The organism is Mycobacterium sp. 1245852.3 (assembly GCF_001669335.1).
Taxonomy (GTDB): Bacteria; Actinomycetota; Actinomycetes; order Mycobacteriales; family Mycobacteriaceae; genus Mycobacterium; species Mycobacterium europaeum_A.
The window spans coordinates 1-662 of record NZ_LZLL01000608.1 but is presented as its reverse complement, the minus strand read 5'-3'; the positions used below and the strand labels follow the sequence as shown (position 1 = coordinate 662).

Here is a 662-nt window from a genome sequence, read left to right as displayed (position 1 = left end):
GCCTTGGTGCCGTCCACGGTGATCGACGACGACTTCGTCGGCCCGAGCGTGGGCTGGGCGTTGGCGTAGCCGGGGCCGGCGACGATGCATTGCATCAACTTCGTGGCCTGAGCCGTAAGGTCCATGCTGGCAACGAAATTGGTAACGCCGACCTCGGCCGTCATCATCCACTGATTGGCCCCTGGCACGTCCTGGGCGACACCCAGCCCGCCGATCAGGTTCGGGCCCTGGTCGTCGGAGAACACCGTCCACCCGCCCGGCGCCGCGCTGGCCGGGAAGGACAGCTTGCCGGCGGCGATCGAGTCGGTGCGGGGCATCTCGCCGCCCGACACGTTCGGGGTGCAATCCGTCGCGTTCTGCGCGGAGTTCTTGGGCGGGGAGGCCGACGTGCTCGTGGTCGAGGGCGCGGCGGCCGGCTTGTTGTCGTGACGGCCCCGCATCACCAACAGCGTCGCCACCAGCGCGATCACCGCGAGTACGACCAGACCGGCGACGATCAACCACGGCAGCTTGGAGCCGGACCCACCCGGCGGTGGCCCCGGGGGGTACGGGCCGCCCGGGCCTCCCGGCGGAAACTGCTGTCCGGGTTGGGGATACGGCTGGTTCGGGTAGGCGGGGCCGCCCGGCGGCGCATACGGGTACGGGCCGCCCGGCGGGTAGGC

At 71.5% G+C, this 662-nt stretch carries 1 protein-coding gene; it reads right to left on the bottom strand.

The window, feature by feature from the left end; translation table 11 throughout:
• On the bottom strand, window positions 1–662 hold a 662-nt coding region (locus tag A9W96_RS28390; protein WP_067144533.1), incomplete at both ends, for a hypothetical protein.